Genomic DNA, 25,145 nt, shown 5'->3' with positions numbered 1-25,145 from the left:
CCTTGATGCCGGCGGGATTCCGCTTGATCAGGTCGTTGCGCACCGCCAGCACGCAGTCGGTGTAGCCATGGCCATAGATGTCGGTGCCGTCGGACAGTTTCACGCTGCCCTTGACGTCGTTCAGCAGCGCCGACCCGTACGGCTCGATCGTGCAGATGATATCCAGCGCGCCGGCCTTGAAGGCCTCCACCGCCTCGGGCGTGTTGCCCATGTAGCGGACGTTGATGTCCTTGAAGGCGACGTTGTGCTTCTTGAACCAGTCGTAGGGCAGCACCTCCAGCGTATCCATCTGGAACGTGCCCAGGATCTTGCCCTTCAGCTTCTCCGGCGTGTCGAGGCCGGGCTGGGCGACGAGCACAAGCCCCTCGATCCCGCCGCCGCCGACGATGGTGACGGGCGCGCCCTTGTCATGCAGGGCGATGAAGCTGGTGTAGGGGATCAGCGCCGCGTCCACCTGGCCGGTGCCGAGGAAGGTGACCATCTCGGCCGAGGTCGGGGTCAGCACGAAATCCAGGTACACGCCGTCGTCCTTCGCCGTCTGCAGCGCATTGGCGAGGAAGTAGTTCAGGTTGCAGAAGCCGGAGCCGTGGACGGATTTGATGTGGGTTTCGCCGGCATGGGCGACGCCGTGGCTGACTGCGAAGGCGATGCTGCTCGCGGCGGAGGCACGCAGGAAGCCGCGGCGGCTGAAACTGCTCTTTTGGATCGCAGAAAATGTCTCGGAACCGAAGTGCCCGCACATATGATTTCTCCCATCCTGGCCTTGCTGACATCAAGACGTCGGATGGGCATGCGAACGCTGTGCCAGGGGAATATTCCCCTAACGTGTCATAGCAGCGCCGAGACCGGAATGAAGCCGGACCGCGGAAGAGCGTTTCCCGTCCGCGTCATGGCCCGGCCATCCCATGCCTCGAGGGGAAGGAGATGGCCCGGCCAAGCCGGGCCATGACGGGTGGGCGTTTGCCCGGGCCGGCGGCGGCTTGGCCATGATGGGCAGCCGCTTGGCGGGACGGGCGGGCGGCGGCCGGGCGGACGATGGCCAGGCGGACGATGGCCAGGCGGGCAGCCGCCGGCCGTGGCGGGCGGCGGCTTATTCCGCCGCGTCGACCTCGGGCGCCTCGGCAGGGGCGGCGGCGGCGGCCGCGCCGGTCGGCCGGGCGCGTTCGGCGATGCGGGCCGACTTGCCGCTGCGGCCGCGCAGGTAATACAGCTTCGCCCGGCGCACATCGCCGCGGCGCACCACCGTGATGTCGGCGATCGTCGGCGCATACAGCGGGAACACGCGTTCCACGCCTTCGCCATAGGAGATCTTCCGCACGGTAAAGTTGCTGTTGATACCTCTGTTCGAGCGCGCGATGCACACGCCCTCGAACGCCTGGGTACGGGTGCGCTCACCCTCGACCACCTTCACCGACACGCGCAACGTATCGCCCGGAATGAAATCCGGCACCGGCCGCGCTTCCTTCAGCTTCGCCATCTGCTCGGCTTCGAGCTTCTGAATGGTGTTCATCCGTCTGGTCCTTTCTCAATGCTTCGTGGCGCTGGCCCAGAGATCGGGCCGCCGCTCACGGGTGATTCGTTCCGATTCCGAGCGGCGCCAGGCGGCGACCTCGGCGTGGTGGCCGGACAGAAGGACGTCCGGCACCGTACGCCCCTGCCAGTCGGCGGGGCGGGTGTATTGCGGGTATTCCAGCATCCCGCTGCTGAAACTTTCCTCCTCGGCGCTCTCGGCCGCGCCCATCACGCCGGGCAGCAGCCGGACGATGCTGTCCAGCAGCACCATCGCCGCGAGTTCGCCGCCCGACAGCACGTAGTCGCCGATGCTGACCTCGTGCATCCGGCGTGCGTCGATGACCCGCTGGTCGATGCCTTCGTAACGACCGCAGACCAGGATCACGCCGGCGCCGGAGGCGAATTCCCGCGCCGCCGGTTGAACGAAGGGCTGGCCCCGCGGCGTCAGGCAGACGATCGGCCGCCCGTCGGCGACGGCATCGACCGCCGCGTCGACGATGTCCGGCCGCAGCACCATGCCGGCCCCGCCGCCGAACGGCGTGTCGTCCACGGTGCGATGCCGGTCGGTCGCGAAGTCGCGGATGTTCGTCACGTCCAGCGACCACAGCCCTTTCTCCAGCGCCCGGCCGGCCAGCGACTGGCCGAGCGGACCGGGGAACATGGCGGGGAAGAGGGTGAGGACGGAGGCGCGCCAGGTCATGCCGCGCCCTCCGTCGTCACGACGGATTCGCGCGACATCGTCACGACGGATTCGCGCGACGTCGTCACGACGGATTCGCGCGACGTCGTCACGACAGGTTCGCGCGGCATCGTCACGACAGGTTCGCGCGACATCGTCACGACAGGTTCACGCGGCGCTGCCGCGTCTTCCGTGGTCACGACCATTTCGTGCGGCGGGACCAAGACGACCTTGCCGCCCGCGATGTCGACCGTCGGCACGCAGGCGGCGGTGAACGGCACGATCAGCGGTGCGCCGCCGGCCCGCGGGATCTCCAGGCTCGCGCCGGCGCCGTAGTCGTGGACCGTCTCCACCACGCCCAGGTCCGCCCCGTCCGCCCCGACGGCGCGCAGCCCGACCAGGTCGGAGACATAGAACTCGTCCTCCTCGGCCGGCGGCAGGGCCGAACGGTCGATGAACAGCCGGGTGTTGGTCAGCTTCTCGGCGGCGGTGCGGTCGGCGATCCGGGTTTCCTGGCCATTGGCGAGGCAACAGACCTCGGCGATGCCGTCGCCTTTCCAGCGCAGGCGATAAAGCCGCCCCGCCGCGTCGGACAACGGTCCATACGCGGTCAGATCGGACGGATCGGCGGTATGGCTGGTCACTTTCACCAGCCCCCGGACGCCGTGCGCCCGGCCGATCACCCCAACCTCGATGCGGCTCTCCGGCATCGGTCGTTACGCGGCCGCTTCCGCGGCGGCGGCCTTGGCGCGCTCCTGCGCCTTCTTCTTCGGCGCCGACTGCAGCGGTTGCTCATTCCATGTCGGCATCGGGATCAGCTCGGCCTTGCCCAGGAAGCGGGCGACGCGATCGGTCGGGACGGCGCCGTGATGCAGCCAATGCGACAGACGTTCCGTCTGCAACCGGATGCGGTCGGTGTGGTCGGCCGGCAGCATCGGATTGTAGCTGCCCACCTTCTCGATGAACCGGCCGTCGCGCGGGCTGCGGCTGTCGGCCACCACGATGTGGTAGTACGGCCGCTTCTTGGCGCCGGCGCGGGCGAGGCGAATCTTCAGACCCATAGGTTTCGTTAACTCCTGAAACGGTTACTCTAGAAAGGACGTCTGCCGCCGAACGGGCTGCCACCGCCGCCCGCCCCTTTCGGCATCAGGGCGCCCAGGCCGTGACGCATCAGGCCCTTCTGCCCCAGCTTGTTCATCTTCTTCATCATCTCGGTCATGTCGTCGAACTGCTTCAACAGCTTGTTCACGTCCTGCACCGTGGTGCCCGACCCGGCTGCGATGCGCTTCTTGCGGTTCGCCTTGATGATGTCCGGCTGCCGCCGCTCCTTGATCGTCATCGACGAAATGATCGCCGCCTGGCGCTTGAACACGGCAGTGTCCAGGTCCTTGCCGGCAAGCTGGCCCTTCAGCTTGCCCATGCCCGGCAGCATGTCCAGGATGTTGTTCAGGCTGCCCATCTTGGTGATCTGGCGAAGCTGGCTGGCGTAATCCTCCAGGTCGAACTTCCCCTTCATCATTTTGGCGGCGAGCTTTTCCGCTTCCGCCTGGTCGATCGTTTCCGAAGCGCGTTCCACCAGGCCGACGATGTCGCCCATGCCCAGGATGCGGCCGGCGACGCGTTCGGGGTGGAAGTCCTCCAGCGCGTCCTGCTTCTCGCCGACGCCGACCAGCTTGATCGGCGCGCCGGTGATCGCGCGCATCGACAGCGCCGCGCCGCCGCGGGCGTCACCGTCCATGCGGGTCATGACGATGCCGGTGATCTGCAGCGCGTCGTTGAACGCCTTGGCGGTGTTCACCGCGTCCTGGCCGGTCATGGCGTCGACGACCAGCAGCGTCTCGGTCGGATTGGTGGCGGCGCGGACCGCCTTGACCTCGTCCATCAACTCCTGGTCGATGGACAGGCGGCCGGCGGTGTCGAGGATGACGACGTCGAAGCCTTCGCGCCGCCCGGTCTCCATCGCGCGATGGGCGATCTGCACCGGCGTCTGGCCCGGCACGATCGGCAGGCTGGGAACGCCCGCCTGGTCGGCAAGCTGGGCCAACTGAAGCTGCGCGGCCGGGCGCTGGGTGTCGAGCGAGGCCAGCAGGACCTTGCGCTTCAGCCGGTCCTTCAGCCGACGGGCGATCTTGCCCGAGGTCGTGGTCTTGCCGGAGCCCTGCAGGCCGACCATCAGGATCGGCACCGGCGCGGCGGCGTTGAGGTTGATGGGGACGGCGCCTTCGCCGCCCAGCGCATCGATCATCACGTCGTTGACGATCTTGACGACCTGCTGGCCAGGCGTGACCGAGGCCAGCACCTCGGCGCCGATCGCCCGTTCCCGCACCTTGGCGATGAAATCGCGCACCACCGGCAGGGCGACGTCGGCGTCCAGCAGCGCCAGGCGGACCTCGCGCAGCGCTTCGGTGACGTCGGCCTCGCTCAGCGCCCCGCGGGCGCGGAGGCGATCGAAGACCCCTGACAGCTTGTCCGACAGTGTTTCAAACACTGGCTAGCGCCTTCCCAAACAGTTGCGCGCCGCTGCGCGAACCTTCGCGGAGCGGCGTAGCCCCCGCATGCGGCGGGGACCGGGCGAACGGATTGACCCGGATCGGCGGCTTATGACGGGATGGCGGACGAGAGTCAAATAGGAACCGGCGACAGCCTGCCGCCGCTTGATCGAACGGCCGAGCGATCTGCGGGCGTTCCGCCGGGTCGACGGCCTCCGATCGGACGATTGGCTGCCGTTGAGCTGACTTGTCGCTCGCGGTCCGGAGCGGGCGCGGCCGGCGACGGTCTGAGGGGCTCCGGACCGCGACGAGACGTAGTGTCAGGGCCTGGATGTCAGGCTTGGTTGGGAAGCGGGTGGTCCGTTAAAGGAATGGACGGGATCGTGCGGGCGGGTAAGGACAATGGAACCGCAAAGCACGCCGAACACGCAAATGGATGACTGTCGGGATAGGCTTGATGCCCTACCCAGGCAGATCATCGGCTGCGCCCTGACGGTGATGCGTACTCCGGGGACCGGACCGGGTTCTTGGAGAAAGTCTATGAGAACGCCTTGGTGCACGCGTTGCGCAAAGCAGGGATCACGGTCGCGCAACAACATCGCATGGCTACGATGACGTCGTGCTCGGGGATCACACCACGGACCTGCGGGTGGAGAGCATCGTTCTGATGGAATCGAAGGTCATCAAGGTGACCGACGACATCCATCGGGCGCAGTGCCTGAATGACCTGAAAGCCACGATTGAAAACCACGGGCCTGCGCCTGCTGCTCAATTTCGGCAAGCTCCGCTCGAGACCAAGCGAATGGTCCGGGACTTCTAAGACAGTCAACGGACTTTGCGTGCTCGGCGTGCTTTGCGGTTCCATTTCCACGGGACCCCGCCCCCGCCGACAGCCCACCCACCAAGCGGGTCCCCGACGGCCCGACCTGCACAAACCGTCGGCGATCCCAGCCAGGCGAATGACCGCCTCGATGATCGCGTGCTCCGCGGCCAGGAGCATCCCATGGATCGAAACCAGACCCCCTAAACCCGCTCCCGCCGGCTCTCCGTCCGCAACTGCCCGCACGCCGCCAGGATATCCCGCCCCCGCGGCGTGCGGACCGGCGCCGCGAACCCCGCGTCGTTCACGATCCGTGCGAACCGCTCCAGCGCCGCCTTCCCGCTCGGTTCGTACCGCGAGCCCGGCCACGGGTTGAACGGGATCAGGTTCACCTTCGCCGGCAGCCCGGCGATCAGCCGTACCAGCTCCCGCGCCTCGGCCTCGGAATCGTTCACGCCCTTCAGCATGATGTATTCGAAGGTGATCCGCCGCGCATTCGACGCCCCCGGATAGCGGCGGCAGGCGGCCAGCACCTCCTTGATCGGATATTTCCGGTTCAGCGGCACCAACTCGTCGCGCAAATCGTCGCGCACCGCGTGCAGCGACACCGCCAGGTTGACGCCCAGATCCTCCCCGCACCGGTCCATCATCGGCACCACGCCCGAGGTCGACAGCGTGATCCGCCGCCGCGACAAGCCGATCCCCTCCCCGTCCATGACGATCTTCATCGCCTTGGCGACGTTGAGGTAATTGTAGAGCGGCTCGCCCATCCCCATCAGCACGATGGTCGACAGCAGCCGCGGGGTCTCCCCCTTCGGCGACGGCCATTCGCCGTACGAGTCCCGCGCCGCCATGAACTGCCCGACGATCTCGGGCGCGCCCAGGTTGCGCACCAGCGTCTGCGTGCCGGTATGGCAGAACCGGCAGGACAGCGTGCACCCGACCTGCGAGGAGATGCAGACCGCCCCGCGGTCCTCCACCGGATCGGGGATATAGACCGTCTCGGCCTCCTGCCCGTCGCGGAACCGGAACAGCCACTTGCGCGTGTCGTCGGTGCTGGTCTGCATCACCGCCGCCTCTGGCCGCCCGATCACGAACCGCTCCGCCAGCCGCACCTGCAGCGGCTTGGCGATCGTCGACATGCGGGCGAAATCGGTGACGCCCTGGTGGTAGATCCAGTGCCAGAGCTGCTTGACGCGAAACGCCGGCTCCCCGATCGCCGCCATCTCGGCCGCCAGCTCCGCCCGGTCCATGCCCACCAGGTCGCGCCGCCCGTCCGCCAGGACGACGTCCGGCGGGTCGAACAGCGCCGATTTCGCGAGGACGCGCGCGCGCTCGCCCTCGGTCAGGTCGATCACTTCGCTGGACATGCCTTCACGATCGCGGCGTACGCCGCGCTGAACCCTTGCAGGCTGAACGTATCCGTCACCTCTTTCGCGCCGGGCGACCGGGCGATGGCGCGGCTGCCCTTCTGGAACGCCGTCACCGCCGCCTTGCCGTCACGCGCGAAGGCGTCCCGGCCGGAGGTGTAGAACTCCAGCCCCGTCTGGTCGACCTGCACGGTCACCGAGGCGTTGGGCGCATAGTTGAACCCGGCGTCGATCGCGATCGTGTCGCGCAGCGACGGCCGTTCCGTCACCGTCAGGATGACCGGCCCCCGCTTCGGCAGCGTCGGCACGGAACTCTGCGCCCGCACGAACGCATAGCAGACGGTCTGCCCCGATTCTTCATGGGTCGCGGCCGTCCAATCCTGGAACTTGCCGATCTCCTTTGGCCCGGCCGGGGCGGCGGGCGCCGGCTTGCGGGCCGGTGCCGGCTTGTGGGCCGGCGCGGCCAGGGCCTGCGCCAGCGGGGCGCACGCCAACAGTGCGGAAGACGACATCACGGCGACCGCGAAAGCGAGGAAAGCAGGAGACTTGGACATCATGGACCCACCCATAAAGCACCGGGATCGTATGAAACAAGCGCGGCGCCGACATAGCATCATTACGTCGTTCGCCGTGACGGCGAACGATGGCAATCTGGCCCCAGCGGGACGGCCGGTCTATGCCGGAGATATGACGGATACGACAGACGAACAGCTCGCGGGCCAATACGAGGCGTTCCCCTACCCGAAGCGCGACCCGCGGGACGAGGCGAAGCGACTGATCGTCGGCAGCCCCAGCCATCTCCGGGAGATCGACCACTGGATCTTCGGCGCCACCCGCCCCGCCGGCCGGCCCTTGAACGCCCTGGTCGCCGGCGCGGGCACCGGCGACGCGACGATCATGCTCGCGCAGCAGATGGCCTCCCTCGGACGGCCCGGAACGGTCACCTGGCTCGACCGCTCCGCCGCCGCCCGCGCCGTGGCGCAAGGCCGAGCGGCGGCGCGCGGATTGGGGAACGTGGTTTGGGAGCAGCGGTCGCTGCTGGAGCTGCCGGGGTCGGGCCTCGGCCCGTTCGACTACATCGACTGCTGCGGCGTGCTGCATCATTTGCCCGACCCCCAGGCGGGACTCCGCGCGCTGCTGTCGGTGCTCGCGCCCCACGGCGGACTGGGGCTGATGGTCTACGCGCCGCATGGCCGCACCGGGGTCTATATGATGCAGGACGCGCTCCGCCGCCTCGCGCCGCCGGCCGAAACCCCGCAGCAGCGGCTCGACGTCGCGCGGCGGGTCATGCGGCACTTGCCGGAAACCCAGTGGCTGCGCATGAACCGGCATTTCGACGACCACATCAATGGCGGCGACGCCGGGCTTTACGACCTCCTGCTCAACCCGCGCGACCGGGCGTACACGGTCCCGGAGCTGGATGCGCTGCTGGCCTCGGTCGGATTGCAGGTCGCCTGCTGGGTCGAGCCGGTGCGATACGATCCGGTCGCCATGCTGCCGGACCCCAGGCTGCGCGCGCGGCTGGAGGCGATGACGCCGACCGAACGGGCGGCGGTGGCCGAGGCCCTGGCCGGAAACATGGCGATGCACATCGTCTATTGCGTCCGCGCCGACGCCCCGGTGACCCGCGCCGATCCGGCCGCCGATTCGTCCGTGCCGGTGCTGCGGGAGCTCGATGGGACGGCGCTTGCGAAGGGGATCCGGCCGGACGGCACCCTGGTCGTGCATTTCGACGGGCTGCGTGTCCCGGTCGCGCTGCCGCCGCTGGCCTCGGCGATCCTGCCGCTCGTCGACGGCACCAGCCGGGTGGCCGATATCCGCAATGCCTTGGGTCGGCGCGGCATCAAGCCGGATGCGTTCGACAAGGCCTGGCGGGCGACCTTCACGGCGCTGGAGCGGGTCAATCGACTGCTGCTGGCCGCTCCCGCCTGACGCGCCCGTCATCGCGCCCACCATTGCACCCTGCCCGCATACGCAGCAACTCGGCGGTCCGGGCGTCGCCGGGCAGGAAGGCCTCGATGCTGATCTCGGCCAGGGTGATGTCCGCCGGCGCGACGAACGTCGTCGTCGTCCCGATGAAGGTCAGCACGCCGTCGATCGTGGCCAGCCGCAGCGGCACCGCCAGCTCGGCATCCCTGTCGCCCATGGCGGGGCGGTGGCCGGCCGAAACGGGGTAGTCCCGCACTTCCTCCAGCAGCTCGATCAGCACCGGATCGCCGGTGAGGTCGACCTGGCGCCGCAGCCGCGCGATCAGGCAGGCGCGCCAGGCCGGCAGGTTGACGATGCGCCCCGCGATGCCGGCGGGATGCAGGCACAGCCGCAGGAAGTTGGCGGGCGGGTGCAGCAGGCCGGGTTCGGTGCCGGCGAACAGCCAGGGAACCGAGGCGTTGGCGGCGATGATGGTCCAATGCCGGTCGATCGCCAGCGCCGGGCCAGGCGCATGCGCCTCCAGGATCATTGCCACGTCCCGCCGCGCCGAGGCGAAATCGGGATCGGCGAAGCGGCGCTCCGGAAACTCCGGATCGAAGCCGGCGACGGCCAGCATCTGGTTGCGATCGCGCAGCGGTATGTCCAGGCAATCCGCCAGCGCCAGCACGGTGGCGCGGTCCGGCCGGCACCGGCCGGACTCGAGCGCGCCAAGGTGCCGCGCGGAGATCGCCGCGTCCTGCGCCAACGCGCCACGCGCCATGCGCCGCCGTCGCCGCCAGGTCCGCAGCAGTCCGGCGTATCGGGAGTCCATCGAACTGATGCTCAAGCTGTATTCCGCCTTTCCTGGCGCTGCCCTGTCCTTAAGGGAGCTGCGAGCGCGGAGCATGATAGCGGCGTTAATCGTCCATCCCTTTGCGTTAATACGATGCTGGCGGCGACGGGAACGCGGGCGTAGAACGCCGCCATGCGTTACGTCTCCACCCGCGGGCAGGCGCCCGCACGCGACTTCGCCGATGTGCTGCTCGCCGGCCTGGCCGAGGACGGAGGGCTGTTCGTCCCGGAGTCCTGGCCGCATTTCGCCCCCGCCGACTGGCGCGCCATGCGGTCCCTCTCCTATCCGGACCTCGCCGCCCGGATCATGCAGCCGTTCGTTGGGGAGGCGATCGCCTTCGCCGACCTGTCGCGCATCTGCCGCGACGCCTATGCCGGTTTCGGCCATCCGGCGGTGGCGCCGCTGGTGCAACTCGATGCGCACCTGTTCACGCAGGAGCTGTTCCACGGCCCGACCCTGGCGTTCAAGGACATGGCGCTGCAGGTCCTGGGGCGGCTGTTCGACCATGTGCTGACGCGCCGCGATGCGCGCGTGACGATCGTCGGCGCAACGTCGGGCGACACCGGCTCCGCCGCGATCGAGGCGTGCGCCGGCCGCGACCGGGTGGACATCCTGATCCTGCACCCGCACGAACGCACCAGCGCGGTGCAGCGCCGGCAGATGACGACGGTGCATGCCGCCAATGTCGCCAACGTCGCGATCGAGGGCACGTTCGACGACTGCCAGGACCTGGTGAAGGCGATGTTCGCCGACGCTCCGTTCCGGCAGGCGATGCGGCTGTCGGCGGTCAACTCCATCAACTGGGCGCGCATCGCGGCGCAGATACCTTATTATGTCGCCGCCGCGCTGGCGCTGGGGGCGCCGGACCGTGACGTGGCGTTCAGCGTGCCCACCGGCAATTTCGGCAACGTGCTGGCGGCGTGGGCCGCACGGCGCATGGGGCTGCCGGTGTCGCGGCTGATCGTCGGTTCCAACCGCAACGACATCCTGACGCGGTTCCTGAATGACAACGACATGTCGATGCGGCCCGTCGAACCGTCGCTGTCGCCCAGCATGGACATCCAGGTCAGCTCCAATTTCGAGCGGCTGCTGTTCGAGCTGCTCGATCGCGACGCGGACCGGACCCGGACCACGATGCAGGATTTCCGCACCACCGGCCGGATGCTCGTGGCCGAACCGGTGTGGCGCCGGGCACGCGGGGTGTTCCACGGCTTCCGCCTCGACGATCCGGGCACCGAGGCCGAGATGCGGCACCTGCACGATGCCTGCGGCTACCTGGCCGACCCGCACACCGCGATCGGCGTCGCGGCCGCGCGGGCCCATCCATGCCACGGCGGCGTGCCGATCGTGACAATGGCAACCGCCCATCCCGCGAAGTTCCCCGACGCGGTCGAGCGGGCCACCGGCATCCATCCCCCGCTGCCCCCACGGCTCGCCGACCTGTTCGAGCGGGAGGAACGCTTCACCGTCCTGCCGAACGCGTTGGACGCCGTGGAAGCGGCGGTTCGATCGTTGGCAGGACGTAACCGGTCGGCCTGATCCGTCGCGACACGGGGCCAAGCCCCCGGGAGCACACCGAAACGGACGACACCGCAACGATTGAAGCTATCAGCCCGGCCCCTGCGAATTTCGTCGAACACGCCTGTCCAAACGGGAGCGCGCATGGCACCATGTTGCAATGCACATCCATTTGCAGAACCCGGTCGGCGACACCCTTTTCACCTTCGATCGCGCCATGTGGGACGCGGCGGCAGCGCGGGCCCGCCTGTCCGCGGACGCGCATCAGGTCACGATCGGCACCACCCCGAACGATTTCACCGCCGCCCTGCCCACGGCCGAGGCCATCGTCACCGACACGACTTCGATCCGGCACGTGTTCGGCCGGCCGACGCCGAGACTGAAACTGGTCTTCATCACCAGCGCCGGATTGGACCGACTGGCGCCCTTCGACTGGCTGCCCCACGGCGTGGTGCTGATGAACAACCGCGGCACCCATGCCGCCAAGTCGGGCGAGTTCGGCATCATGGCGCTGCTGATGCTTGCCAATCGCGTTCCCCGCATGGTGACCAACCAACGCGCCGGCCTGTGGAAGGGGATCTGGGGCAACGTCCTCGCCGGACGGTCCGTCACCATCGTCGGCCTCGGCACGCTCGGCAGCGCGGTCGCCGCGCATGCCGCGCGATTCGGCATGGTGGTCACCGGCATCCGCGCCAATCCCTCGCCGCATCCCGACTGCGCGCAGGTGCTGGGCACGACCGCGCTCGACGACGTGCTGCCGGTCACCGAATTCCTCGTGCTGGCCTGCCCGCTGACCGAGGCGACGCGCAACATCATCGATCGCCGCCGCCTGGGCCTGCTGCCGGCCGGCGCATCGCTGCTGAACATCGGCCGGGGTGGGCTGATCGACCAGGACGCGCTGTGCGACGCGCTCGACCAGGACAGCCTGTCGGGCGCGGTGCTGGACGTGTTCACCCCGGAACCGATCCCGCCCGGGCACCGGTTGTGGACGACCCCCAACCTGATCATCAGCCCGCATACGTCGGCCGACGATCCGAACACCTATAATCCGCGCAGCCTGGACATCTTCCTGGAGAACCTCTGCATCTGGCAGGCCGGCGGCACGCCGCCCAACCATTTCGACACCGTTCGCGGCTACTGATGCTCACCACCCTCGTCTCGCTGCTGGCGGCCGCCGCCATCGCTGTTCCCCTGACGCGGCGCATGGGCCTGGGCAGCGTCCTGGGCTACCTCGTCGCCGGCGTGGTGATCGGGCCTTCGGGCCTCGGTCTCGTCAGCGATGTCGACCAGATCGCCAACGTCGCCGAACTGGGCGTGGTGATGCTGCTCTTCCTGATCGGGCTGGAGGTCCGGCCCCGCCGCCTCTGGGTCATGCGGAAGGCCGTCTTCCTGCTGGGCAGCGCGCAGGTGCTGGTGTGCGCTGCCGTCATGGCGGTGATCGCGCACATGGCGGGCTTCGTCTGGTCGGGTGCCATCACCCTGGGCCTGGGCCTGGCGATGTCGTCCACCGCGATCGTTCTGCCGATGCTGGGCGAGCGGGAGCTGCTGCCCAGCCGAGCGGGGCGCGATGCGTTCTCGGTGCTGCTGTTCCAGGACCTGTCGTTCATCCCGCTGGTCGCACTGCTGCCGATGCTGGCGGAGCACAGCCTGCCGCAGCACGTCGCCTGGCTGGACGTCGCCCGCGCCGCCGGGGCCATCGTGCTGATCCTGGTCGGCGGCCGCTTCGCCATCCCGCCGGTGATCCGCATGGTCGGAGGTGCCCGCACGCCCGAAGTGTTCACCACGATCTCCCTGCTGATCGTCGCAGGCGCCGCCTATATCGCCAGCCTGGCGGGACTTTCCATGTCGCTGGGCGCGTTCATGGCGGGGGTGCTGTTGTCGCAGTCCGAGTATCGGCACGAGCTTGAAGCGGACATCGCGCCGTTCGAGGGATTGCTGCTCGGCTTCTTCTTCATTTCGGTCGGCATGTCGGCGGACCTGTCGCTGGCGCGGGTGCAACCGGGGATGCTGCTCGCGATGACGGGGATCCTGCTGGCGACGAAGATCGTCGTCTGCTTTGGCCTTGCGCGCCTGGCGCGGCAGACCCTGGTGGACGCCGTGCGGTTCAGCCTCGCGCTGCCGCAGGCCAGCGAATTCAGCTTCGTGCTGTTCGGCGCGGCGGTAGGGGTCGGCGCCCTGGCGCAAGGCACGGCGGATCTGGCGACGCTGTCGGCCGCGCTGTCGATGGCGGCGACTCCGCTGCTGTTCGCCGCGTCGGAAAAGTTCCTGGTCCCACGCCTGGAAGTCGATCCGCCGCCCGATTTCGATACGATCGAATCATCGGGGGCACCCGTCATCATCTGCGGATTCGGCCGCATGGGTCAGATCGTCGGACGGGTGCTGCGCATGCATGGGATTCCCTTCACCGCACTGGAACGTGATCCGGGCCAGGTCGATGTCGTGCGCCGCTTCGGCAACAAGGTCTATTTCGGCGATCCCGCACGACCCAACCTGCTGCGCGCGGCCGGCGCCGAACAGGCGAAGCTGCTGGTCGCCGCGCAGGACGACACCGAAGGGACGCTGCGCCTGGTGGAAGTCGCCCGCCGCAACTTTCCCAATCTGAAGATCATGGCGCGCGCGCGGAACCGCCGCCACACGCATCTGCTGATGGATCGGGGTGCGGACGTGATCGTGCGGGAGACCTTTTATTCAGCGCTGAAACTGGCCGAGGAATCGCTGGTCGCCCTAGGCGTTTCCGCCACGGACGCACAACGGTCCGTGGCCTTCTTCCGCACGCATGACGAGAAGAACCTGGTTGAAAGCCATGCGATCTACGACGACGAGAAACAACTGATCCAAAATACGCGGCAGGCAACGCAGGAGTTGCAGTCCCTGTTCGAAGCCGACCGTCCCGCCCAATCGTGAGTGGCGGCGGACATCGAATGCCCGACCGATGGTTTCATTCGAGCATGTCGAGAATCTGCCACACATGCCGATCACCCTCGGGGCGCCTGGTGGCCAAGGAAAAACACCAGCGGACGGATCGAATCTTTGACAATCAATTTTGTTGACGAAATGTGCGAATCGAACGCACAACGCTATCCTGCCAGCGCCAGACAATCACGTCCGGTCTGCTTTGAGAGAAGGAGTGTAGATGTCCAAAGCGTTTATTTCCCGCGTGATCCAGCAGTCCGCCGAGATCACCGGCGCTGCCGCGACACGCGCGACCAACGAACTTGTCGATGCCATCATCAAAGAGATGAAGAAGTCGGGTAAGTTCACGCTGCCAAGCTTCGGCACCTTCACGGTGCGCAAGACCAAGGCCCGCAAAGCGACAAATCCGCGGACGGGCGAACCGATCAAGGTCAAGGCCGGGAAGACCGTGCGTTTCAAGGCATCGCCGGTATTGAAGAAATCCGTCTGACGGACCGGAAGAAACCAATCAACGTCCCTCGCCGCTGTGACCCGGGAGGTTCCGCGGGGATGGTTACTGTGGTTTACATTCCTGGACACAACGCAATGCTGTAATTAAATCGTATCATTCCGAAATCGTACGTGCCGTACGATTCAGCCGTTCAGGCAAGCACCCAACAGAAATTCCTTGTTCCCTTCCGGACCGGTGATCGGGCTTTCGGTAAGCCCGACGACGTGCCAACCAGGAATCTGCTTCCACCAATCCGCGACCCGCTCACACACCGCACGATGTACCTCCGGGTCGCGGACAACCCCTTTCGGGCCGACCGCCGCCGCTCCGGCTTCGAACTGCGGCTTGATCAGCACGATCGCCCAAGCACCCGCCACGCACAGTGCCAGCGGCGCCGGCAAGACGGTTGCAAGTCCAATGAAACTCGCATCGCAGACCAATGCTTCGATCGGGTCGGGGATCGTTGCGCGATCGAGGTAGCGGGCATTGGTCTTCTCATGCACGACCACACGCGGATCGCTCCGCAGCTTCCATGCAAGCTGGCCGTGTCCCACGTCGACCGCGTGCACCTTCGCGGCGCCATGCGCCAGCAGCACGTCGGTGAACCCGCCGGTCGACGCACCGATGTCCAGGCAGATCCGCCCGGCCGGCGAAAACCCGAAATGCGCCAGCCCATGTGCGAGTTTCAAACCGCCGCGCGACACCCAGGGATGGTCTTGCCCCCGTACGTCCAGCGGCGTTTCCTCGGCCAGCATGTCACCCGCCTTGGCGATCCGCCGATCGTTCGAGAACACCTTGCCCGCCAGGATCAGCGCCTGCGCGCGGGTCCGGCTCTCGACCAGGCCGCGCTGGACCAGCAACTGATCGGCGCGCAGCTTCATGCCAAGGGCCGCGTGCCCAGCGAGCCGTCGTTACGCTGAACGAGCGCTTCGACCCGCGCCTCCACCTCGGCGAGCTTGGCCTCGCAGTGGCGCCGCAGCTTGACCCCACGCTCGAACGCCTGCACCGCCGCGTCCAGTTTCAGCGTGCCGCCCTCCAGCCCGCGCACGATCTGGTCGAGTTCCGCGAGCGCGTCCTCGAAAGAAAGCTGGCTGAGATCGTCATCCGACATCGCGCAAATCCTGTTTCCGTTATCCATGTCGGGCGATGCCTCACCCGACAGGGTTCACGATTTATAGGCGAAGGACCCGGCCGGCCCAACTTCGCCGCGGATCACGCGGCTGGACCGGGTCCGGGTTCGCCGGTTTGAACAGCGGGACGCCTTGTGCGGCATCGGCCCGCATGGCTAGAAACACGATCATGGTTGATCCTGCGTCCCGGCCCGTCACGATAGCGCCGAGTCTGTTGGCCGCCGATTTTGGCCGTCTGCGCGCGGAGGTGCAGGCGATCGAGGCGGCCGGCGCCGACTGGCTCCACCTTGATATCATGGATGGCCATTTCGTTCCGAATATCAGCTTCGGCCCCAATGTCCTGGCCGATCTGCGCCGGCATACGCAGCTGCCGTTCGATGTCCACTTGATGATCGCACCGGTCGACCCCTACCTGGACGCGTTCATCCAGGCCGGCGCGGACCATATTTCGTTGCACCCCGAGGCTGGACCGCATCTGCACCGATCCCTGCAGCACATCCGTTCAGCCGGGAAAAAGGCCGGTGTCGTCCTGAACCCGGCCACCTCGCCGGACGTGCTGGCGTGGATCATGGACATGGTCGACATCGTCCTGGTCATGTCGGTGAACCCTGGCTTTGGCGGCCAGGCCTTCCTGACGTCCCAGCTCCCGAAGATCGCCCATATCAGGCGGCTGATCGATCGGGCCGACCATCCGGTCCGGCTCGCGGTCGATGGCGGCATCACGCCGGCGACGGCGCCCTCGGTCCTCGCCGCCGGGGCCGATACGCTGATCGCGGGGACATCGGTGTTCAAGGCGCAGGACTACGCCTCGGCGATCGCCGCGCTGCGGCGGCAAGAGGCCCGCGCATGAGCGGAACGCAGCCGCGCCGCTGGCTGCGTGGCGCTCGTCTGGCGATGGCAAGGCTGCCAACGCTGCGCATGGGGCGAGTCCCGGACGCGCCCGCCCTGTCGGTCCGCGACCCCTGGCCGGGGGACCCGACGCTGGGCGCACGCCTGCTCAAGGGCGAGTTGGTGATCGGCAACGTCGTCCTGCAATTGCAGCCGAACGGTTGGGGCACTATCGGCGGATCGCCGGTCCCGCGGGCGATCACCTTCGGCTTCACCTGGCTGCGCGACCTCCGCGCCCTGGGCACCGACGCCGCTCGGTTGCGAGCACGCGGGCTGGTCGCCGACTGGATCGCCAATCCGCCGTCCGACCCGATCGCGAGTCGCCCCGACGTCATCGGCGCGCGGATCACCGCCTGGCTGGGCCATTACGACTTTTTCGCCGCCACCGCCGATGACGGGTTCCGCCAGCGGCTGATGGGGCGGCTGGTGCAGGACGCCCGCAGCCTGTCCGCCGCCCTGCCGGCCGAGGAGCTCGATGCTCGAGCGCTGACGGCAATGAAGGGGTTGGTGGCGGCGGCGGTGACGCTGCGCGAGCACACCGGCCTGCTGACCCGCGCGCTGCGCTTCCTGCCGCAGGAAATCGCGCGGCAGGTCCTGCCGGACGGCAGCCACGCCGAACGCAGCCCCGCCGCCCAGTTGCAGGCGCTGCAGGATCTGACGGAGATCCGAGCACTGCTGCAGACGTCCCAGACGCAGCCGCCGCCGGCCCTCGCGGCGGCGATCGACCGGATGGCGCCAGCCCTGCGCATGCTGCGGCATGGCGATGGCGGACTGGCCCTGTTCAACGGCGCCAGCGAAGGGAACGCCACGCAGATCGATATCGTTCTGACCCAGGCAGGGCGCGGCGGGCGCAGCGTGTCGCACCTGCCAGACGGGGGGTTTCACCGCCTGCAAGCGGGACGCAGCGTGCTCATCGTCGACTGCGGCACACCGCCGCCGCCGGGGCTGGACCGGCTTTCGCATGCCGGCACCCTGTCGATGGAGCTTTCCATCGGCCGCGATCGGCTGATCGTCAATTGCGGCGCCTTTCTCGCCGGACCGCCCGAATGGCATGACGCCGCGCGCTCGACCGCGGCGCATTCGACGCTGGTGATCGCCGACGTCAACAGCAGCGAACTGAAGCCCGAGGGACTGGGTCGGCGTCCCACGGCCGTCGAGGTGCAGCGGCAGGAAGCCGCCGGCGCACACTGGCTGGACGTGTCGCATGACGGCTGGAAGCGCAGCTTCAACGCCATCCATCGCCGGCGCCTGTACGTGGCCGAGAGCGGGGAGGACATCCGCGGCGAGGATCTCGTCGAATCCCCCGAACCGCAGCCCTTCACCCTGCGCTTCCATCTGCACCCCGATGTCCAGGCGAGCCTGCAGCAGGACGGCGGTACCGTGCTTCTGCGCCTGAAGTCCGGCAGCTTCTGGCGCCTGCGGGCGGATGGCGCGCGGCTGAACCTGGAGGAGACGATCTACCTGGGCGGCCCCGAACCGCGCCGAGCGGAGCAGATCGTCCTGACCGGGTTCGCGGACGGCCCGCAGCAGGTGAAATGGGCGCTGAGCAAGGTGGAGCGCGGCGGGTAGCCGGGGCCTCTCCCGGCATGAAGAACCCCGGCATGAAGATCATCGAGATCACCAACGTGGATTTCTCGCTGCGGCACTTCCTGCTGCCGCTGATGCGCGCGATGCGGGCGCGCGGCCACGAGGTCGTGGGCGGCTGCGCCGAGGGCCCACTGCTGGACGGCGTGCGCGCCGAGGGGTTCCGGGTGATCGCCCTGCCCTTCGTCCGCCGCGTCTCGCCGCTGTCGCATCTCCGCGCGTTCTGGCGCCTGGTGGGGATCCTGCGGGCGGAGAAGCCGGACCTCGTGCATGCGCATATGCCGATCAGCGGGTTCCTGGCGCGGCTCGCCGCCCGGGTCGCGGGCGTGCCCAAGGTCGCGTATACCTGCCATGGGTTCCTGTTCAACGACCGGTCGGCGCCCCGTTCCCGCCGCGTCGCCTCCTTCCTCATGGAATGGACAGCCGCCCGGTTTACCGATGTTTTCCTGACGGTTTCCGAGGCCGAGGCAGGGGACGCCAGACGCCTGGGGATCGCCCGTGCCGCCGAACCGGTGCGCAACGGGCGGAATCCGGCGGTATTCCGGCCCGACCCGGCCGCACGCGCGCGGATCCGGGCAGAGCTGGGCGTGGCGCCGGAAACGGTGGTGATCATCGCGGTCTCCCGCCTCGTCTGGCACAAGGGCTACCCCGAACTGGCAGCGGCGATGCACGCGGTGCCGGACGCGGAACTATGGGTCGTGGGGGAACGCCTGGCGAGCGACCGCGGCGCGGACATGACCGCGCTGCTGCGCGACGCTGGCTTAGGCGGCCGGCTCCGGCTGCTGGGCTATCGCGACGACATCCCCGCCCTGCTGGCGGCCGCCGATATTTTCACACTGCCAAGCCGGTTCGAGGGGCTGCCGATGTCGGTGATCGAGGCGATGCTGACCGGTCTGCCCGTCGTCGCAACCCGCGTCCGTGGGCCGGACGAGCAGGTGATCGAGGGAGAGACAGGCCTGAAGATCGCCGCAGGCGACGCGGCCGGCCTCGGGGCGGCGCTGGCACGGCTGGCCGGCGATCCACGGCTGCGGGCGCAGATGGGGAACGCCGGGCGGCTGCGGGCGCTGGCACTTTACGACGAGACGAAGGTGCTGGAGCGGACGCTGCGGCTGCTGGGGGTCCCGGAAATCAGCAGGCCAGAGGCTGGCAAAAGTCCGCGATAGCCAGGACAAGCCAGCCCATGACCCAAGACATCCAGCCGAGGCGTCAGCCGGAAGCACCTGCCAGGACTGTCTCGGCCTGCGCCTTCGCGGCTTTCTTGCGTTCCCGTTCGGCCACGCGCTTGTCACGCGCGCGGCGGTGCAGGGCCTCGGAGAAGCTGATCCCGTGCGCCTTGGCATATGCCGAGACCGTGCGGTTGTCCTCGATCAAGGCGCCGGTCTTCTCGACGGAAGGCGCCGGCTCAGGCGGGGCCTCAGGTGGCTCCGCCTCGTCCCGTTCGGACGCGGCCCGCCGTTTTTCCAGCGCCCGCTCAGCTTTGGTGGCTTCGCGGGCCAGCGAGACGGCCCCGGTACGCAGCCGCAGGATACGGTTCAGCGGCATATCCGGCTGGACGGCCTGGGCAAGCGCCTCCCCGGCCTGCAAGTTGAAGGCGATCACCCGGTAAACCAGGCGAAGCTCGGCCTCCGTTTGGGGATTATGCCCAAGGATCAGCGTCTCGGCACCCTCCCAAGCCTCGTCGTAGTCGCCGTTCGCGCCTTCAAGCAGAAGAACGGCGATATGGCGGATGACGGTCCGAAGGAAGACGGCGGGCAGATCGGCGGTTCGCATGGAATGAAACCTGAGGTGATCTCGCCATTATAGTTATACCCTTAAAGGTTGCAAGACTTTTTCCGGTAAACCAACAAACCGATCGGGAAACGGCCGCTATTTCTCGGCGCGCTGCCGCAGAAATCGTCCAAACGCCGCCAGCGTGGCGTCCGAGACGTGGTGCTCGATCCCCTCGGCATCCGCCTCGGCGGCTTCTGTCGGCACGCCGACCGCCAGCAGCAGGTCCACCACGATCCGGTGCCGCGCCCGCACCCGCGCAGCGAGGCTCTCGCCGGCTTCGGTCAGGAACACGCCCCGATAGGGTTTGGCGATGGCCAACCCCTCGCGCTTCAGCCGGCCGATCGTCTTGATCGCCGTCGCGTGCGCCACCCCCAGGCGGCGGGCGATGTCGGTCGGCCGCGCCTCTCCGCCATTGGTCAGCAGGTCGGAAATCAGTTCGACGTAGTCCTCCAGCAGCGCGCCGGACTGGGCGCTGCGTGCCTTGCCGAAGCGGCTGGCCTGGGTCGGCTCCTCCGGCATGGGCAACGCCGAGCGAATCGGGCTTTCGGTCATCCCCGTGAGCATCACTGTTTCAGGCCAAGGTCTGCCTAATTCGCGGCGGTTTGCAACAGCAGGATCGCATTCAGTACGATCACGAACCCCGTCGCGACCGTCGCGACGACCTGGGTGCGCCGCCCCAAGGCGAATTGGCCCATCACGTCCGCCCGGCGGATCAGCAGCAGCAGCGCCACCATCGGCACCGGCAGCAGCAGGCTCAGCATGACCTGGCTGTAAACAAGCGCCTGGGTGGCGTTGACGCCCAGCCCGACGACGACCATCGCCGGCGCCATGGTGACCACCCGCCGGACCCACAGCGGAATCCTTATATGGACGAAGTCCTGCATGATCGTCTGGCCCGCCATCGTGCCGACGACGGAGCTGGACAGGCCCGACGCCATCAAGGCCGCCAGGAACGCGCCGGCGGCAATCGTGCCCATCAACGGCAGCAGCGTATGATAAGCGGTCTCGATCTCTCCCACGTCGGCATGGCCGGCGTGGAACATCGTGGCGGCCATTGCCACCATCGCCATGTTCACCAGGCCGGCGAGGCTGAGGGCGCCCATCACCTCGATATTGGAGAACCGGACCAGCCGGCGGCGTTCGACGTCCGACCGCGCGGCGATCCGGCCGGTCGTCAGCGCCGAATGCAGGTAGATCGCATGCGGCATGACGGTCGCGCCGACGATGCCGACCGCCAGCGCCACGCTGTCCGGGCCGTCGAGCATTGGCACGACGGTGTGGAAGGCGGCGGCGCCCCAGTTCGGGGGTGCGATGAACAACTCGACGACATAGGCCAGGCTGATCACGCCGACGAAGCCGGTGATGATCAGCTCCAGCGGACGGAAGCCGCGCGACTGGACCGACAGCAGCACCCAGGTGACGACGAAGGTGACCAGCAGCCCGGCCTCCAGCGGCAGGCCGAACAGCAGGCTGATCCCGATGGCCGCACCGACCGATTCCGCCAGGTCCGTCGCCATCGCCGCCAGTTCGCTGCCCACCCACATGGCCAACACGACCGGACGCGGGAAATGCGACCGGCACAGCGCGGCGAGACTCTGCCCCGTGACGATCCCAAGCCGGGCGGCGAGGGCCTGGAACAGCATGGCGATGACGTTGGCGAGCAGGACGACCCACAGCAGCAAATAGCCGTGCCCGGCCCCGGCCTGGATGTTCGTCGCGATGTTGCCGGGATCCATATAGGCGATGGACGCCAGCACCGCCGGCCCGATGAAGGGCAGGAAGGCCGACGGGCCGCGGCGATGCCCGCTCAGGCTGGCCTCGCCGGCCCGCGCCGTGCGTTCGGACAGTCCCCGCGGCATCACCGCTTCGCTCATGCGCCGATCATCCTCTCGGTCCGGTGTGGATGCAGCCAAGGCAAGGATATGAAGCTTCCGCCATGAAATGAACCTGACACTGCAGAATGTAGCCAAGGCTACATCCGGAGTCCAGAAGGTGTGTAAGGCGTGGCCAGAATCAAGGCGCCGGGCCGGCCGGAACGTTCAATCCTGCCGTGATGGGATGGCCGGCGCGGTGCTGAACGGCCATCTCCCAGGGTCTTCCCTTGTGGGCGAAGTGTGGTAAAGCCCCCCGCCCATGAATCAGTTCCTCGACTTCGAAAAACCCATCGCCGAGCTGGAAGGCAAGATCGAGGAGCTTCGGCGCCTGTCGGATCCGAACGGCATGAACATTGTCGACGAGATCGCACGCCTGACGGCGGTCGCCGACAAGCAGCTCCGCACGACGTACAGCAAGCTGACTCCCTGGCAGAAAACCCAGGTCGCGCGCCATCCCGACCGGCCGAAGGCGAAGGACTACATCGACGGCCTGATCACCGAGTTCACCCCGCTGGCCGGCGACCGGGCCTTCGCCGACGACGCGGCGATCCTGGGCGGCCTGGGGCGGTTCCACGACCGGCCGGTCGTGGTCATGGGCACCGAGAAAGGCTCCGACACCGAATCCCGCGTGCGCCACAATTTCGGCATGGCGCGCCCCGAAGGCTACCGCAAGGCGCGGCGGCTGACGGAGCTGGCCGGGCGGTTCCAACTGCCGATCCTGAGCTTCATCGACACCGCCGGCGCGTTCCCCGGCATCGACGCCGAGGCGCGCGGCCAGGCGGAGGCCATCGCCCGCTCGATCGAGGCGTTCCTGGAAGCGCCGGTGCCGATCGTGGCCACCATCATCGGGGAAGGCGGATCGGGCGGCGCCATCGCGCTGGCCGCCGGCGACCGCATATTGATGTTGGAGCATGCGATCTACTCGGTGATCTCGCCGGAAGGCTGCGCCTCGATCCTGTGGCGCGACGCTGCCCAGGCCAGCCTGGCCGCCGAGGCGCTGCGGCTGACGGCCGACGACCTGCTGCGGCTGAAGCTGGTGGATCAGATCGTGCCCGAACCGCTGGGCGGGGCGCAGCGCGACAAGGCGGCAACGATCCAGGCCGTTGGGGTCGCGGTGACCGCGGCGCTGACGGAGCTGGCGCCGCTGGACGGGGCCAATCTGCTGGCGAAACGGCGCGAGAAGTTCCTCGCCATGGGTCACGACCAGGCATCGTGAACCATCATCCTGGACCGCTGCGTGTGGATTCACTAAACTATGCCGCTTGCGGGGAGATTCTTCCACGGCAGAGCGGGATGCGTGACGAAATAACAGCCTATAAGCGTGAGCGGATCCTCGAAGAAGCGGTGAAACTCTTCTATGAGCGCGGGTTCAGCGGGACCACGCTCGACGACATCGCCGGCAAGCTGGGGGTGACCAAGCCGTTCATCTACACGCATTTCCGCAGCAAGGTGGAATTGCTGGAGGCGATCTGCCGTCCGACCATCGAAATGTCGTTGAACGCCATCGCCCGCGCGGCGGAGGAACCGGGGACGCCTGCGGAACGGCTCTACAATGGGATCGCTAACTTCACCAAGGTGATCCTGCAGCGCCAAGCCAACATCGCCGTCTACTTCCGCGAAGAAAAGCACATGTCGGAGGCAGGGCTGGCGGAGATCAACGCCCTGCGCAAGCGCTTCGACCGCGTGCTGAGCGAGCTGCTGCAAGAGGGTGCGAACGCCGGCGCGTTCCGCATCGCCGATATCCGCGTCGCCGCCCTGGCGATCGGCGGCATGGTGAGCTGGGCCTATACCTGGTACCAGCCCGAGGGCCGCCTGTCCTTCGACGAGATCGCCGACAAGCTCGCGCAGTTCGGCCTGCACATGGTGGACGCGCAGCCGGCGGCCCTGGCCGCGCGCCCCTGACGTTTACGTGCCCTGACGTTTACGTGCCCTGACGTTTACTGGACCTTGAACCCCAGCTTGGTCCAGACCGCGCGCATCTGCGAACCGGCGAGGAACGAGAGGAAAGCGCGTGCGTCCGGCGTATCGTTCGCCTTCACGATCGCGAACGGATAGCTGATCGGGTCGTGCGACGATTCGGGGAAGACGCCGGCGACGACGACCTTTTTCGAGATCGCCGCGTCGGTCGCGTAGACGATGCCGGCCGGCGCCTCGCCCTGCTCCACCAGCAGCATGCCGGACCGGACGTCCGCCGCCGCCGCGATATGCGGAGAGACCTTGTCCCAGACGCCCAGGCGCTGCAGCGCCTGCTTGGCATAAAGCCCGACCGGAACGTGGGCCGGGTCGCCCACCGCCAGGCGGCCATTGGGTCCCAGGATGTGCATCAGGTCGAAGCCCGGCTTGATGTCGACCTTGATGGGATGGGACGCCGGGACGATCAGCACCAGCTCGTTGCCCAGCAGGTCATGCCGCGTGTCCGGCACGATCAGGCTCTTTTTCGCCAGGTCGTCCATCCACAGCTCGTCGGCCGAGGCGAAGACATTGGCCGGCGCCCCCTGCTCGATCTGCCGCGCGAGGGTGGAGCTGGAACCGAAGGACATGGTCGGCGCCGGATGGCCCTGCTTGGCCCACAGGGCGGCGGCATCCTTCATTCCGTTCGTCAGGCTGGCGGCGGCGAAGACCGTCACCGGCTGCGCCCAGGCCGTCAGAGGTATCAGAACGAACGAAAGCAGGAAGGTGAGTAGGAGTTTCATGCAAGACCTCAGTGAAACGAAATCGTGTTGTCCGTGATCGCCCGCATCTGCGTGGCGTCGAGCGCTCGGCCGTACACGGCGGCGTTGAACAGGGCGGCCAGTCCGACCGGGTCACTTCCTTTCAGCCAGGCCAGGCCCAGCAGCCGGTTGATCGATGGCGGTTCCTCGATCCAGCCGAACGGCACCGATGGCGCGAACACGGCGTGATGCGTCCGCACGGCACGCAGGCCGGACCAGGCCGGGGATGCCAGCACGCCGCGCGCAGCGGGATCCGAGAGGATGATGATGTCGGGGTCCCACTTGGCGATCTCATCGACGGTCGCGGTGCGGAACGTTCCGTTCCCGCCTGGTGCGACGACGGTCCAGCCAAGCAATGAAAAGACCCGCGTGACGTCGGTGCCGGGCGCGGCGGCAAGCAGGCCATCCTTGCCGCGCGCGTAATAAACGGTGTGGCGCGCGGTGTCCGCCGCCGGCATCGCCAGGATGGTTTCCGCAACGCGCGCCAGCGTCTCCGCCTGCTGCGGCCGGTGCAGGATCGCGCCCAGCGTGCGGGCGACCCGGGGAATGTGGTCGAGGGCGCCGTCGAACAGCAGGGTCGGGATGCCGGTCCGCGCCTGGGCGTCGCGCGCCAGGTCGACATAACGCTCCGATACG

25 protein-coding genes and 2 pseudogenes are annotated in these 25,145 nt (G+C 67.9%); 11 read left to right on the top strand and 16 right to left on the bottom strand.

The window, feature by feature from the left end; genetic code table 11:
* The 6 genes and pseudogenes from VHB27_RS19325 to ffh all read right to left on the bottom strand — a co-directional run.
* A partial coding sequence (locus VHB27_RS19325; RefSeq protein ID WP_325603575.1) for an ABC transporter substrate-binding protein occupies nt 1-742 on the bottom strand: 742 nt, incomplete at its 3' end.
* A gap of 348 nt (nt 743-1,090) precedes the next feature.
* Complete coding sequence (gene rplS, locus VHB27_RS19320) at nt 1,091-1,510, bottom strand: 50S ribosomal protein L19 (protein WP_325603573.1); 420 nt, start codon at nt 1,508-1,510, stop codon at nt 1,091-1,093.
* A 15-nt stretch (nt 1,511-1,525) separates the two neighbouring features.
* Complete coding sequence (trmD, locus tag VHB27_RS19315; RefSeq protein WP_325603571.1) at nt 1,526-2,212, bottom strand: tRNA (guanosine(37)-N1)-methyltransferase TrmD; 687 nt, start codon at nt 2,210-2,212, stop codon at nt 1,526-1,528.
* 176 nt (nt 2,213-2,388) lie between these two features.
* Nucleotides 2,389-2,901 (bottom strand): annotated as a pseudogene (gene rimM / locus VHB27_RS19310) (ribosome maturation factor RimM); the annotation flags it as partial.
* A 6-nt stretch (nt 2,902-2,907) separates the two neighbouring features.
* Complete coding sequence (gene rpsP, locus VHB27_RS19305) at nt 2,908-3,252, bottom strand: 30S ribosomal protein S16 (protein WP_325603569.1); 345 nt, start codon at nt 3,250-3,252, stop codon at nt 2,908-2,910.
* Between the two features lie 29 nt (nt 3,253-3,281).
* Complete coding sequence (gene ffh, locus VHB27_RS19300) at nt 3,282-4,679, bottom strand: signal recognition particle protein (protein ID WP_325603566.1); 1,398 nt, start codon at nt 4,677-4,679, stop codon at nt 3,282-3,284.
* Between the two features lie 555 nt (nt 4,680-5,234).
* On the opposite strand from ffh, the pseudogene VHB27_RS24820 reads away from it, so the two are divergent.
* Nucleotides 5,235-5,500, top strand: a pseudogene (locus tag VHB27_RS24820) (GxxExxY protein).
* Between the two features lie 203 nt (nt 5,501-5,703).
* Here VHB27_RS24820 and rlmN read toward each other — a convergent pair.
* Both rlmN and VHB27_RS19285 read right to left on the bottom strand, forming a co-directional pair.
* Complete coding sequence (gene rlmN / locus VHB27_RS19290; RefSeq protein ID WP_325603563.1) at nt 5,704-6,870, bottom strand: 23S rRNA (adenine(2503)-C(2))-methyltransferase RlmN; 1,167 nt, start codon at nt 6,868-6,870, stop codon at nt 5,704-5,706.
* Nucleotides 6,855-7,427, bottom strand: a complete 573-nt coding sequence (locus tag VHB27_RS19285) for an invasion associated locus B family protein (protein ID WP_325603561.1) — start codon at nt 7,425-7,427, stop codon at nt 6,855-6,857. Before VHB27_RS19285 ends, rlmN begins: the two co-directional genes overlap by 16 nt.
* 130 nt (nt 7,428-7,557) lie before the next feature.
* Here VHB27_RS19285 and VHB27_RS19280 point away from each other — a divergent pair, with 130 nt between their 5' ends.
* Complete coding sequence (locus tag VHB27_RS19280) at nt 7,558-8,802, top strand: class I SAM-dependent methyltransferase (RefSeq protein WP_325603559.1); 1,245 nt, start codon at nt 7,558-7,560, stop codon at nt 8,800-8,802.
* Here the strand turns inward: VHB27_RS19280 and VHB27_RS19275 are convergent.
* Nucleotides 8,771-9,625 (bottom strand): helix-turn-helix domain-containing protein, encoded by an 855-nt coding sequence (locus VHB27_RS19275; protein ID WP_325603557.1) that lies wholly within the window; start codon nt 9,623-9,625, stop codon nt 8,771-8,773. The two genes, VHB27_RS19280 and VHB27_RS19275, sit on opposite strands and share 32 nt — an antisense overlap.
* Nucleotides 9,626-9,763: 138 nt before the next feature.
* On the opposite strand from VHB27_RS19275, the gene thrC reads away from it, so the two are divergent.
* From thrC to VHB27_RS19255, 4 genes are all read left to right on the top strand, one after another.
* On the top strand, nt 9,764-11,170 hold the full coding sequence (thrC, locus tag VHB27_RS19270) for a threonine synthase (RefSeq protein ID WP_325603555.1): 1,407 nt from the start codon (nt 9,764-9,766) through the stop codon (nt 11,168-11,170).
* Nucleotides 11,171-11,309: 139 nt separating this feature from the next.
* Nucleotides 11,310-12,290, top strand: coding sequence for a D-2-hydroxyacid dehydrogenase (locus tag VHB27_RS19265; RefSeq protein WP_325603553.1), 981 nt, complete (start codon nt 11,310-11,312; stop codon nt 12,288-12,290).
* Nucleotides 12,290-14,053 carry a monovalent cation:proton antiporter-2 (CPA2) family protein gene (locus tag VHB27_RS19260; RefSeq protein ID WP_325603551.1) on the top strand — a complete coding sequence of 588 codons (1,764 nt, stop codon included), beginning with the start codon at nt 12,290-12,292 and terminating at the stop codon, nt 14,051-14,053. Before VHB27_RS19265 ends, VHB27_RS19260 begins: the two co-directional genes overlap by 1 nt.
* A gap of 229 nt (nt 14,054-14,282) precedes the next feature.
* The gene (locus VHB27_RS19255; protein WP_325603550.1) at nt 14,283-14,552 is read left to right on the top strand and encodes an HU family DNA-binding protein; all 270 of its coding nucleotides are present in this window, start codon (nt 14,283-14,285) and stop codon (nt 14,550-14,552) included.
* A gap of 143 nt (nt 14,553-14,695) precedes the next feature.
* Here the strand turns inward: VHB27_RS19255 and VHB27_RS19250 are convergent, their stop codons facing one another.
* Complete coding sequence (locus VHB27_RS19250; protein WP_325603547.1) at nt 14,696-15,433, bottom strand: TlyA family RNA methyltransferase; 738 nt, start codon at nt 15,431-15,433, stop codon at nt 14,696-14,698.
* Nucleotides 15,430-15,663 (bottom strand): exodeoxyribonuclease VII small subunit, encoded by a 234-nt coding sequence (gene xseB / locus VHB27_RS19245; protein WP_325603545.1) that lies wholly within the window; start codon nt 15,661-15,663, stop codon nt 15,430-15,432. The genes VHB27_RS19250 and xseB overlap by 4 nt, the downstream gene beginning before the upstream one ends.
* Nucleotides 15,664-15,851: 188 nt before the next feature.
* Between xseB and rpe the strand changes: the two genes are divergently transcribed.
* The 3 genes from rpe to VHB27_RS19230 are packed head-to-tail and all read left to right on the top strand — an operon-like array spanning nt 15,852 to nt 19,317.
* Entirely contained in the window at nt 15,852-16,532 is a 681-nt protein-coding gene (rpe, locus tag VHB27_RS19240; protein WP_325603543.1) for a ribulose-phosphate 3-epimerase, read from the top strand.
* Entirely contained in the window at nt 16,529-18,139 is a 1,611-nt protein-coding gene (locus tag VHB27_RS19235) for a heparinase II/III family protein (RefSeq protein ID WP_325603541.1), read from the top strand. Before rpe ends, VHB27_RS19235 begins: the two co-directional genes overlap by 4 nt.
* Nucleotides 18,140-18,171: 32 nt before the next feature.
* Nucleotides 18,172-19,317: a glycosyltransferase family 4 protein gene (locus tag VHB27_RS19230; RefSeq protein ID WP_325603539.1), complete on the top strand. Its 1,146-nt coding sequence runs from the start codon at nt 18,172-18,174 to the stop codon at nt 19,315-19,317.
* Between the two features lie 43 nt (nt 19,318-19,360).
* Here the strand turns inward: VHB27_RS19230 and VHB27_RS19225 are convergent, their stop codons facing one another.
* The 3 genes from VHB27_RS19225 to VHB27_RS19215 all read right to left on the bottom strand — a co-directional run bounded on the left by VHB27_RS19225 (nt 19,361) and on the right by VHB27_RS19215 (nt 21,798).
* Nucleotides 19,361-19,924 carry a hypothetical protein gene (locus tag VHB27_RS19225; RefSeq protein ID WP_325603537.1) on the bottom strand — a complete coding sequence of 188 codons (564 nt, stop codon included), beginning with the start codon at nt 19,922-19,924 and terminating at the stop codon, nt 19,361-19,363.
* Between the two features lie 96 nt (nt 19,925-20,020).
* Entirely contained in the window at nt 20,021-20,443 is a 423-nt protein-coding gene (gene mntR / locus VHB27_RS19220) for a manganese-binding transcriptional regulator MntR (protein ID WP_325603535.1), read from the bottom strand.
* Nucleotides 20,444-20,511: 68 nt separating this feature from the next.
* Complete coding sequence (locus VHB27_RS19215; protein WP_325603533.1) at nt 20,512-21,798, bottom strand: Nramp family divalent metal transporter; 1,287 nt, start codon at nt 21,796-21,798, stop codon at nt 20,512-20,514.
* A gap of 259 nt (nt 21,799-22,057) precedes the next feature.
* Here VHB27_RS19215 and VHB27_RS19210 point away from each other — a divergent pair, with 259 nt between their 5' ends.
* Entirely contained in the window at nt 22,058-23,014 is a 957-nt protein-coding gene (locus VHB27_RS19210; protein ID WP_325603531.1) for an acetyl-CoA carboxylase carboxyltransferase subunit alpha, read from the top strand.
* Nucleotides 23,015-23,091: 77 nt separating this feature from the next.
* Complete coding sequence (locus tag VHB27_RS19205; RefSeq protein WP_325603529.1) at nt 23,092-23,700, top strand: TetR/AcrR family transcriptional regulator; 609 nt, start codon at nt 23,092-23,094, stop codon at nt 23,698-23,700.
* 35 nt (nt 23,701-23,735) lie between these two features.
* Here VHB27_RS19205 and modA read toward each other — a convergent pair whose 3' ends face one another.
* Nucleotides 23,736-24,491, bottom strand: coding sequence for a molybdate ABC transporter substrate-binding protein (modA, locus tag VHB27_RS19200; RefSeq protein ID WP_325603527.1), 756 nt, complete (start codon nt 24,489-24,491; stop codon nt 23,736-23,738).
* A gap of 8 nt (nt 24,492-24,499) precedes the next feature.
* The coding region (locus VHB27_RS19195) for an ABC transporter substrate-binding protein (protein ID WP_325603525.1) at nt 24,500-25,145 on the bottom strand (646 nt) is incomplete at its 5' end.

Origin of the sequence: Rhodopila sp. (assembly GCF_035548235.1) — a bacterium.
Classification (GTDB): Bacteria; Pseudomonadota; Alphaproteobacteria; order Acetobacterales; family Acetobacteraceae; genus Rhodopila.
This window is presented reverse-complemented; position numbering and strand designations above follow the sequence as displayed.

Excerpts from the sequence above, each read along its gene's own strand:
- rlmN (WP_325603563.1), bottom strand. The coding sequence starts at position 6,870 with ATGTCCAGCGAAGTGATCGACCTGACCGAGGGCGAGCGCGCGCGCGTC.
- VHB27_RS19255 (WP_325603550.1), top strand. The coding sequence starts at position 14,283 with ATGTCCAAAGCGTTTATTTCCCGCGTGATCCAGCAGTCCGCCGAGATC.
- VHB27_RS19250 (WP_325603547.1), bottom strand. The coding sequence starts at position 15,433 with ATGAAGCTGCGCGCCGATCAGTTGCTGGTCCAGCGCGGCCTGGTCGAG.
- VHB27_RS19260 (WP_325603551.1), top strand. The coding sequence starts at position 12,290 with ATGCTCACCACCCTCGTCTCGCTGCTGGCGGCCGCCGCCATCGCTGTT.
- VHB27_RS19230 (WP_325603539.1), top strand. The coding sequence starts at position 18,172 with ATGAAGATCATCGAGATCACCAACGTGGATTTCTCGCTGCGGCACTTC.
- xseB (WP_325603545.1), bottom strand. The coding sequence starts at position 15,663 with ATGTCGGATGACGATCTCAGCCAGCTTTCTTTCGAGGACGCGCTCGCG.
- VHB27_RS19205 (WP_325603529.1), top strand. The coding sequence starts at position 23,092 with ATGCGTGACGAAATAACAGCCTATAAGCGTGAGCGGATCCTCGAAGAA.
- modA (WP_325603527.1), bottom strand. The coding sequence starts at position 24,491 with ATGAAACTCCTACTCACCTTCCTGCTTTCGTTCGTTCTGATACCTCTG.
- VHB27_RS19210 (WP_325603531.1), top strand. The coding sequence starts at position 22,058 with ATGAATCAGTTCCTCGACTTCGAAAAACCCATCGCCGAGCTGGAAGGC.
- rplS (WP_325603573.1), bottom strand. The coding sequence starts at position 1,510 with ATGAACACCATTCAGAAGCTCGAAGCCGAGCAGATGGCGAAGCTGAAG.
- VHB27_RS19280 (WP_325603559.1), top strand. The coding sequence starts at position 7,558 with ATGACGGATACGACAGACGAACAGCTCGCGGGCCAATACGAGGCGTTC.
- VHB27_RS19235 (WP_325603541.1), top strand. The coding sequence starts at position 16,529 with ATGAGCGGAACGCAGCCGCGCCGCTGGCTGCGTGGCGCTCGTCTGGCG.
- thrC (WP_325603555.1), top strand. The coding sequence starts at position 9,764 with ATGCGTTACGTCTCCACCCGCGGGCAGGCGCCCGCACGCGACTTCGCC.
- VHB27_RS19215 (WP_325603533.1), bottom strand. The coding sequence starts at position 21,798 with ATGAGCGAAGCGGTGATGCCGCGGGGACTGTCCGAACGCACGGCGCGG.
- VHB27_RS19265 (WP_325603553.1), top strand. The coding sequence starts at position 11,310 with ATGCACATCCATTTGCAGAACCCGGTCGGCGACACCCTTTTCACCTTC.
- VHB27_RS19285 (WP_325603561.1), bottom strand. The coding sequence starts at position 7,427 with ATGATGTCCAAGTCTCCTGCTTTCCTCGCTTTCGCGGTCGCCGTGATG.
- VHB27_RS19225 (WP_325603537.1), bottom strand. The coding sequence starts at position 19,924 with ATGCGAACCGCCGATCTGCCCGCCGTCTTCCTTCGGACCGTCATCCGC.
- rpe (WP_325603543.1), top strand. The coding sequence starts at position 15,852 with ATGGTTGATCCTGCGTCCCGGCCCGTCACGATAGCGCCGAGTCTGTTG.
- rpsP (WP_325603569.1), bottom strand. The coding sequence starts at position 3,252 with ATGGGTCTGAAGATTCGCCTCGCCCGCGCCGGCGCCAAGAAGCGGCCG.
- trmD (WP_325603571.1), bottom strand. The coding sequence starts at position 2,212 with ATGACCTGGCGCGCCTCCGTCCTCACCCTCTTCCCCGCCATGTTCCCC.
- mntR (WP_325603535.1), bottom strand. The coding sequence starts at position 20,443 with ATGCCGGAGGAGCCGACCCAGGCCAGCCGCTTCGGCAAGGCACGCAGC.